At 69.6% G+C, this 8,420-nt stretch carries 6 protein-coding genes; 2 read left to right on the top strand and 4 right to left on the bottom strand.

The features are described from left to right. The first annotated feature begins 111 nt into the window (after nucleotides 1-111). Nucleotides 112-402 (top strand): hypothetical protein, encoded by a 291-nt coding sequence (locus RSA25_RS07505; protein WP_332808274.1) that lies wholly within the window; start codon nucleotides 112-114, stop codon nucleotides 400-402. A 7-nt stretch (nucleotides 403-409) separates the two neighbouring features. On the opposite strand, the gene RSA25_RS07510 is transcribed toward RSA25_RS07505, so the two are convergent. The 4 genes from RSA25_RS07510 to RSA25_RS07525 are packed head-to-tail and all read right to left on the bottom strand — an operon-like array spanning nucleotide 410 to nucleotide 2,651. After that, complete coding sequence (locus RSA25_RS07510; protein WP_332808275.1) at nucleotides 410-970, bottom strand: N-acetyltransferase; 561 nt, start codon at nucleotides 968-970, stop codon at nucleotides 410-412. Next, nucleotides 967-1,506, bottom strand: a complete 540-nt coding sequence (locus tag RSA25_RS07515) for a tail fiber protein (protein ID WP_332808276.1) — start codon at nucleotides 1,504-1,506, stop codon at nucleotides 967-969. The genes RSA25_RS07510 and RSA25_RS07515 overlap by 4 nt, the downstream gene beginning before the upstream one ends. 30 nt (nucleotides 1,507-1,536) lie before the next feature. Then, nucleotides 1,537-2,067 carry a tail fiber protein gene (locus RSA25_RS07520; protein WP_332808277.1) on the bottom strand — a complete coding sequence of 177 codons (531 nt, stop codon included), beginning with the start codon at nucleotides 2,065-2,067 and terminating at the stop codon, nucleotides 1,537-1,539. Between the two features lie 50 nt (nucleotides 2,068-2,117). After that, nucleotides 2,118-2,651: a tail fiber protein gene (locus RSA25_RS07525; protein WP_332808278.1), complete on the bottom strand. Its 534-nt coding sequence runs from the start codon at nucleotides 2,649-2,651 to the stop codon at nucleotides 2,118-2,120. A gap of 272 nt (nucleotides 2,652-2,923) precedes the next feature. On the opposite strand from RSA25_RS07525, the gene RSA25_RS07530 reads away from it, so the two are divergent. Then, nucleotides 2,924-8,221, top strand: a complete 5,298-nt coding sequence (locus RSA25_RS07530; protein ID WP_332808279.1) for a putative Ig domain-containing protein — start codon at nucleotides 2,924-2,926, stop codon at nucleotides 8,219-8,221. Nucleotides 8,222-8,420 lie beyond the last annotated feature (199 nt).

An 8,420-nucleotide genomic window follows, 5' to 3' on the forward strand; every position in this document is an offset into this window, starting at 1 on the left:
CAGGCGCGCAACGCGCCTGCACGGTTGCCCGCCCGGATGCTTGTGCGCGACCGCGGTTGCGGCGAGGATGGCGATGGCCGCGACACGGCGGCGAACGGGGCGGAAGGACACATGGAGTTGTTGACGCTGGAACACTTTGCCGGCTGCGTGAACGAGACGTTCGCCGCCGAGTTCGATGGCATGCAGATGGAGTTCGTGCTGGTGGAGGCGAGGCCGTTGGCGCAGGCCCCCGGTGATGCGTTGCGTGCACCGTTCTCGCTGTTGTTCCGCAATGCGGCGGCGATCGTATTCCCGCAGCAGATCTACCCGATGCGCCACGCCCGCGTGGGCGAGGTGGGCATCTTCCTGGTGCCGATCGCGCAGGAGCGCGCCGGTTTCCTGTACCAGGCCGTCTTCAACTGAGCCATGCTCAAGCGTTCGCGCTGACCGGCGGCCAGCGCATCGGCAGGTGCGTCTGTGCCGGATCATCGGCGCAGACCACGAAGCCCAGGCGCTGATAGAGGCGCTGCGCGGCGGGGTTGTAGCGGGCCACGTGCAGGGCCACGCCGCGTTGGCGGGCGGCGGCCAACTGCTGCACCCGGGCGATCACCGCCGTGCCCAGCCCGGCCCCGCGGCAGTGCGGCAGCAGGCTGATATCCACGATCAGGTCATCGGCCCCGTGCCGGTCCAGGTAGAGCCGTCCCACCGCCTGCCCGGCCTGCTCGATGGCCAGGTAATCCGCGTCGGGGTAGGTGGCCAGGTAATGCTGGTGCTGCGCGGCGAACTGCTGGTGCAGGAACTGCAGCTTGGCTGCCGCCGGCCAGGGCACGGCGGCCATTTCCTCGTCGCGGGTACTGGCATACAGGGCGGCCAACCAGGGCAGGTCGGCGCCATGCAACGCGCGCCAGCCCCAGTCGAGGGCGGGCGCGCCCTCGACCAGGGCGGGACGGCAGTGCGCCGGGAACGGCGCAAGCGCGTCGAAGGCCCTCACTGGAACGAGGGGAACACGCCCTGCAGCGCGATGCAGAAATTCACCGCCAGGTAGGGCTGCTGGTTGTCATGCGGCTGATTGCCGCCGGCAGCCGGTGTCAACATGGCCGGTGACATGCCGGTGTTGGGCGGGGCGTTGCTGAAGGGCTTGAACGCGTTGGAGGCGGACAAGGCCAGGCCGCCGCCGTTGACCGGCATGCCGGTGCGCCGGGTGGCATCGGTCGGGCTGTACGCGTTGAGGGTGTGCCGATGCGCGGGCATCTGGCTCTCGGACAAGGCGATCTGCGGGGCGCCGAAGTTCTGTCCCATCACGCGCGGGGTCAGGCCGGGCCCGGTGCCCTGGCTGGCGGCGGCGCGCATCATCAGGTTGGGCAGCTGGAAATTGGTGGTGCCGTTGCCACCGTACTGCGTGCCCAGCAGGGCATACAACGTTGAGCTTTGCTGGATGTTCACCGTGGCGCCGTTGCAGAACGCCCAGCCGACCGGGGCGAATGGAAACCCCAGCATCTGGATCTGTCCGATGAATGGTTCGGTCATGTCGATTCTCCGCGCGTTGCGAAAGAGGGGTCAGCCTTGGGAAGGGTAGATGCCAGCGCAGCAGATGCAGAACTGCACCGTCAGGGTGGGCATGCAGTTGCCGTGTGACTGGTTGCCGCCACTCACTGACACGGCCGTCTCTTCCATCGGCAACGCGGCTGCACCGGTGATGTCATTCAGGTACAGGCTTTCCCCGCTCAGCGAACCCGGCAGGGCGGTGGTCGAGGGCGCATCCAACGTGGCCGCGGCGGTGGTCACCGACAGTACGTGGGTATGGGCCGGCATCTGGGCCGGGGTGAGGGTTACCGATTCGGTACCGGCCATCTGGCCCATCGGGCGGTTGGTCAGCCCCGGACCGGTGCCCTGGTGCAGCGGCACGCGGCCGCGCAGGTCGGGCACGCCGAACGTGCTCTGGCCATCGCCGCCATAGGTGGTGCCCAGCAGGGTGTACAGCACCTCGTACTCGGCGATCGACTGCAGGGTGCCATCGCAGGCCAGCCATCCGGTGGGAACCCGGCTGAATCCGAACATGCGGATTTCACCGACATAAGCGTCACTCATCTGGTCGTGCTCCTTGTGTGTCGGCAGCGCCGGTCGGGCCGGCGCATCGGTCACTGGCGTGAGGGGTAGATACCCGTCAGGGCGATGCAGAAGTTGAGGGTGGTGTAAGGCTGCATGTTGGGGTGGGGCTGGGTGCTGCCCGCAGGGCTGACCGACTGCAGCGACTGGGCCACCAGCGGCCCGCCCTGGGCGGCGTAGACCTTGGTGGCGCTGCTGCCGGCGAACGCCCGCCCGCTGGGATTGCGGTTGTCGCCGGCGGTGGTGACGCCCTGCACCTGGTGCCCATGCGCGGGCAGGTTGGTGGTCAACAGGGTGACCGATTCGGTGCCCGACACCTGGCCCATCACCGCAGGCGACGGTTGCCAGCTGCCATCCACCGATGTCCCGGCGGCAACCGGCGTGCGCCCGCGCATGTCCGGCAGGGCGAAGGTGGTCGAGCCGTTGCCGCCGAACTGCACGCCGAGCAGCGAGAACAACGCGGCGTTCTGCTGCACGGGCAGGATCTGCCCGTTGCACTGCGCGAAATACCTGGGTGCAAAGTTGAACCCGGCCATCATGATCTGGCCGACGAAGAAATCGCTCATCGTGATCCCCCTTGGATGCTGAGCGCAGGGCGCCGGACTGGCGCCGGCTTACTCTGGACGTCATTCAGGCTGTTCACAAGTCCCCCGGCGAAAAGACTTCCTTCCCCCCGGCGAGTCTGTTTCAATGGCCGCAAAAGGGGGGAGGCGTGGAATGCCTGCCGCTGGCGACGTCAAGGAACGACGGGGGCACCATGCTCCCGGGGCAGCCGGCAAAGGACGCGCACCTCGATGTTGTTCTGCATCAGGTGGATTCTTTCCAAGGGGGAAAGGTCATGGCGTTCCATACCCGCTACGCGCGTTGCGCGCGTGTGTTCTCGACCGTGTTCGTTCTTCTCTGCGCTGCGTTGCTGTGGCCTGCCGCCGCATGGGCGCAGCACACCTCGCCGGTGTGCGGGCCCAAGAGCGACACGGTGGCCCAGGGCGCCTCGGTGACCATCGATGTGACCGACTGCGCCGCCGGCCCGGGTTTCTTCGGCCTGGGACCGGTGGATGGACCGGCACTGCCACAGCATGGCACGGCCAACCTGCGCGAGGCCGGCGGCCGCTGGCTGGTCGATTACGGCCACGACGGCAGCAATACCAGCAGCGATGCATTCGAGTTCACCGACGGCGAGGCGAGCGGCAACGGCGGTGCCGTCCGCGTGACGATCACCGTCACCCCCGCCAATTCGTCGATCGTGATCGCCCCGGCGGCGCTGCCCGCGCTGGTGGCCGGCAACCCGGTATCGCAGACGCTCACCGCCAGTGGCGGCACCGGGCCGTATACCTTTGCGGTGGTGGGCGGCGTGCTCCCGCCGGGACTCACCTTCAACGCCGGCGTGATCGGCGGCGCGCCCACCCAGCGCGGGGCCTACACCTTCACCGTGCGTGCCACCGACAGCACCAGTGCCACCGCCGACAAGGCGTACAGCGGCACCGTGGCCAACCCCAGCCTGAGCCTCACCCCGGCCAACGCCACGGCCATCCAGGGCGTGCCGTTCACCCATACGCTGACCACCAGCGGCGGCGTTGCGCCGTATGTCTACGCGCTGGAAACCGGCACGCTTCCAACCGGACTGACGCTCACTGGCGGGGTGATCAGCGGCACCACCTCGGCCGCGCCCGGAAACTATCCGGTCACCCTGCGCGTGACCGACAGCAGTGGTGGTTCGGGCAGCTACTTCGAGCTGGAGCCGTTCACCCTTACGGTGAGCCCGGCACCCAGCGTCAGCATCGCCGTGTCCCCGGCCAGCGTCAGTGAAGACGGTGCCACCAACCTGGTCTACACGGTCACGCGCAGCCTCAACCTGTCCTCGCCCACGGTGGTCAACCTCACCACCGGCGGCACGGCCACCAGCGGCGTGGACTACACCGGCGCGGTCGCCTCGGTGAGCATTCCCGCCGGCGCGACCACCGCAACGGTGACGATCAACCCCAGCGCCGACAGCACCGTGGAAGCCAACGAGACGGTCATCATCACCGTCGCCGCCGGCACCGGTTACACCGTGGGCGCGCCGGCCAGCGCCACCGGCACCATCCTCAACGATGACGTGCCCACCGCCTCGATCGCGGTGTCGCCGGCATCGGTGGTGGAAGACAGCGGCACCGCGCTGGTCTACACCGTCACCCTGGACCAGCCGAGCCTGTCCCCGTTGTCGATCAGCTTCAACGTCACCGGTACCGCCACCAGCGGCACCGATTTCGCGGCCGTGACCTCGCCGCTGTCGATCCCGGCCGGTGCCACCACCGGCACGATCACCGTCACGCCGATCGCCGACAGCACGGTGGAAGCCAACGAAACCGTGGTGCTGGGCCTGACGGCGGGCGCCGGGTATGCGGTGGGCACGCCGGCCACGGCCACCGGCACCATCATCGATGACGACCAGCCGCTGCTCAGCATCAGCGATGTCAGCCTCAACGAAGGCAACAGCGGCACCACCGCGTTCACCTTCACCGTGTCGCTCAACGCACCGGCCGGGCCGGGCGGGGTGAGCTTCGATATCGCCACCGCCAATGGCACCGCCACGGCGGGCGTGGATTACGTGGCCCAGGCGCTCAGCGGGCAGACCATTCCCGCCGGCAGCAGCAGTTACGCCTTCACCGTGCTGGTGAACGGCGACACGCTCAACGAGCCGAATCGAACCTTCTTCGTCAACGTCAGCAACGTGACCGGCGCCACGGTGGTCGATGGCCAGGGCGTGGGCACGATCATCAACGACGATGTGACGCCGTCCCTGTCGATCAACGACGTCACGGTGACCGAAGGCAACGCCGGGGTCACGCTTGCGACGTTGACGGTGACCCTGTCGGCCGCCAGCGGGCAGGTTGTCACCGTCAACTACGCCACCGCCGATGGCACCGCCATCGCGCCCGGCGACTACGCCAGTGCCAGCGGCACCCTCACCTTTGCGGCGGGTGCGACGACCCGGACCATCGCGATCAGCGTCAACGGCGACAACACGCCGGAAGCTGACGAGACCTTCGTGGTCAACCTGAGCGCCCCGGCCAATGCCACCCTCGCCGATGGCCAGGGCACCGTGACGATCCTCAACGATGACCAGCCGGTCACGGTGGACACGGCGACCTTGCCGGCCTCGGCGATCGGCTACCCCTACAGCCAGACCATCCTCGCCAGTGGCGGCAGCGGCAGCTTCACCTATGCCATCACCGCCGGCGCGCTGCCGGCCGGGTTGACCTTGAGTGCGGGCGGCGTGCTGAGTGGTACGCCCACGGCCAGCGGCGTGTTCCCCTTCACCATCACCGCGACCGATACCAGCGCGGCGCCCGGGCCGTACAGTGCCTCGCGTCCCTATGTGCTCAACGTCGGTGCGCCCACGCTGCTCCTGACGGGCGGGCCGCTGCCCAACGCCACCCTCAACCAGGCCTACACCACCAGCGTGGGCCCGGCCACCGGCGGCACCGCGCCGTACACCTACCGCATCACCTCCGGCAGCGTGCCGGCGGGATTGGGCATGGCCACCACCGGGGTATTCACCGGCACGCCGACCGCCACGGGCACGGCCAATTTCACCGTGACCGTCACCGACAGCAGCACCGGCGTGGGTGCACCGTTCAGCTACAGCACGCCGATGGCGATCACCGTGGTCGCCGGCGTGCCGGTGGCCGGCAACAGCAGCGCGTCGGTGAGCTACAACGCCCCGGCCATTCCGCTGTTGCTTTCGTTGTCCGGCGGCGCGCCCACCTCGCTGGCGGTCGATGCCGGTCCGCAGCACGGCACCGCCACGGTCACCGGTCCGACCGGGATCAGTTACCAGCCGGCGGCCGGCTATGCCGGTACCGACAGCTTCACCTACACCGCCAGCAACGCCAGCGGTATCTCGGCGCCGGCCACGGTCACCGTGACGGTGGGCAACCCCACCATCAGCGTGACCGCCAACGGGGTGTTCTCGGCAGTGGCCGGCGCGGCCTACAGCCAGACCTTCAACTGGTCCGGTGGGGCGGCCCCGTACAGCGGCTTCCAGGTGACCAACCTGCCGGCCGGCCTGTCGATCACCGCCAGCACCGCCGACAGCGTCACCGTCAGCGGCACGCCCACCCAGGCCGGCAGCTTCAACCTGGTGGCCACGGCGACCGACAGCAGCACCGGCACCGGTCCGTTCACCACCAGCCAGGGCTTCGCGCTGACCGTGGCCAGCCCGACGCTGGCGGTGACCCCGGCCACGCTGCCGGGCGCGACCGCCGGCACGGCCTACCAGCAGGCGCTGAGCACCGCCGGCGGCGTGGCGCCATACACCTATGTGCTCAGTGGCGCCCTGCCGGCGGGCATCGCCTTCGATGCCGCCAGTGGCGTGCTCTCAGGCACGCCGACCCAGGCTGGCAGCTTCGCGCTGAGCCTGGCGGTGACCGACAGCACCACCGGCACCCCGGCCACCGCCACCCAGAGCTATACGTTGCAGGTGGCTACCCCGGCACTGACGCTGACCCCGGCCGCCGGCGCGCTGCAGCCGGCGACGGCGGGCAGCGCCTATGCGGTGGCCTTCACCGCCGGCGGCGGCGTGGCCCCGTACACGTTCGCGATCGGCACCGGCACCCTGCCGGCCGGCGTGGCCCTGGATGCGGCCACGGGTCGCCTGGCGGGCACGCCGACCGCCGCCGGCAGCTTCGCCTTCAGCGTGGTGGCCACCGACAGCACCAGCGGCACGCCGGCCACGGTGAGCCAGGCCTACACGCTGGGCGTGGCCGCGCCGGTGTTGAGCCTGACCCCGGCCACGCTGCCCACCGCGCAGTTCTCCAGCGCCTACCAGCAGCAGCTGTCCACCGCCGGCGGCACCGCACCGTATCGCTATGCGGTGACCACCGGCGCGTTGCCGGCTGGCCTGGTGCTGTCCAGTGCCGGTGCGCTGTCGGGCACGCCCACGGCGGCGGGCGGGTTTGCCTTCACCATCACCAGCACCGATGCGCTGGGCTTCACCGGTACCCGCGATTACACGGTGCAGGTGACGCAGCGGCCGGACCCGACCCGTGACCCGGAAGTGCGCGGGCTGCTGTCGGCGCAGTCCGATGCGGCGCGGCGCTTTGCCACCTCGCAGATCCAGAACTTCCAGCAGCGCATGCAGCGCCTGCACGGGGCGAGCCGGAGCAACGGCTTCAGCAACAACCTGAGCCTGGCCTACGGTCCGCAGCGCTGCGATCCGGCGGTAGGCAGCCTGCCGGGCAGCGACTGCGATGCGCAGCGGCGCCAGCCGTTCGACCGGGAGCCGGGCCTGGAAGCGCCGGCCACCGCCGATGCGGGGACGCAGGCGGCGCTGGGGCTGTGGGTGGGCGGCACGATCCGCACCGGGCGCACCAACGGGCGCGGCAGTGCGGGCGGTGACTTCAACACCGACGGGGTGACGGTCGGCAGCGATCTGCAGGTGGGCGAGGACCTGGCGGTGGGCGTGGGCCTGGGCTACGGGCGCGACCGCACCGACGTGGGCGAGAACGGCAGCCGCAGCGACGGGCAGGCCTATACGCTGGCGGTGTATGCCAGCTTCAGCCCGGGCGAGCGTCTGTTCGTGGATGCGTTGGTGGGCCACCAGCTGCTGGACTACGAGCTGCGCCGCTACGTGACCAGCGACGGGAGCTTTGCGCATGCGCGCCGCGATGGCAGCCAGTGGTTCGGGTCGCTGTCCTTCGGGGCGGACCTGGCGCACGGGAAGTGGCAGTTCACGCCGTACGCGCGCCTGGATGCATCGCGCGGCACGCTGGATCGTTACGTGGAGCAGGGGAGCGATCTGTTCGCGCTGCGCTACGGGGACCAGGACGTGGATGCGAGCACGGGTAACGCGGGGTTGCGGGTGGAGATGCGCAACACGGCCGCCTGGGGCGCATGGACGCCGCAGATGCGGGTGGAATACCAGCACGACTTCAGCGGCAACGGGACGGCGACGATGCAGTACGCCGACCTGGTGGGGCTGCCGTTCTACCGGACGACGGTGGACGGGTTCGACCGCAATCGCTGGATGCTGGGCGCGGGGGTGCTGTTCGACTTCGGGCGGCAGTGGGGCCTGCGCGTGGACTACCGAGGGCTGGTGGGCAGCGGCGATGACCGCGACCACGGGGTGCAGATCAGCCTGGACAAGCAGCTGTAAGCGGGGCGCGCCACTGCACGGCAGTGGCGCGTTGTCGAGGGCGATGTGTGCAGGTCATCAAGACCCCGCTTTGGCGGGGTCTTTCTTTTGGTTCTTCGCTCGGCTGCGGGGCACGGCTTTGCAGAGCCTCGCGAGTGCGTTGCGTTGTCGCTTGGGGCGGGTACGGGCGGGGGTGCGGGACACGCTGCAAGTCCCGCTC

This window comes from Stenotrophomonas sp. (genome assembly GCF_036662295.1).
Taxonomy (GTDB): domain Bacteria; phylum Pseudomonadota; class Gammaproteobacteria; order Xanthomonadales; family Xanthomonadaceae; genus Stenotrophomonas.

Coding starts and splice junctions, on each gene's coding strand:
- RSA25_RS07505 (WP_332808274.1), top strand. CDS start 112: ATGGAGTTGTTGACGCTGGAACACTTTGCCGGCTGCGTGAACGAGACG.
- RSA25_RS07515 (WP_332808276.1), bottom strand. CDS start 1,506: ATGACCGAACCATTCATCGGACAGATCCAGATGCTGGGGTTTCCATTC.
- RSA25_RS07520 (WP_332808277.1), bottom strand. CDS start 2,067: ATGAGTGACGCTTATGTCGGTGAAATCCGCATGTTCGGATTCAGCCGG.
- RSA25_RS07525 (WP_332808278.1), bottom strand. CDS start 2,651: ATGAGCGATTTCTTCGTCGGCCAGATCATGATGGCCGGGTTCAACTTT.
- RSA25_RS07530 (WP_332808279.1), top strand. CDS start 2,924: ATGGCGTTCCATACCCGCTACGCGCGTTGCGCGCGTGTGTTCTCGACC.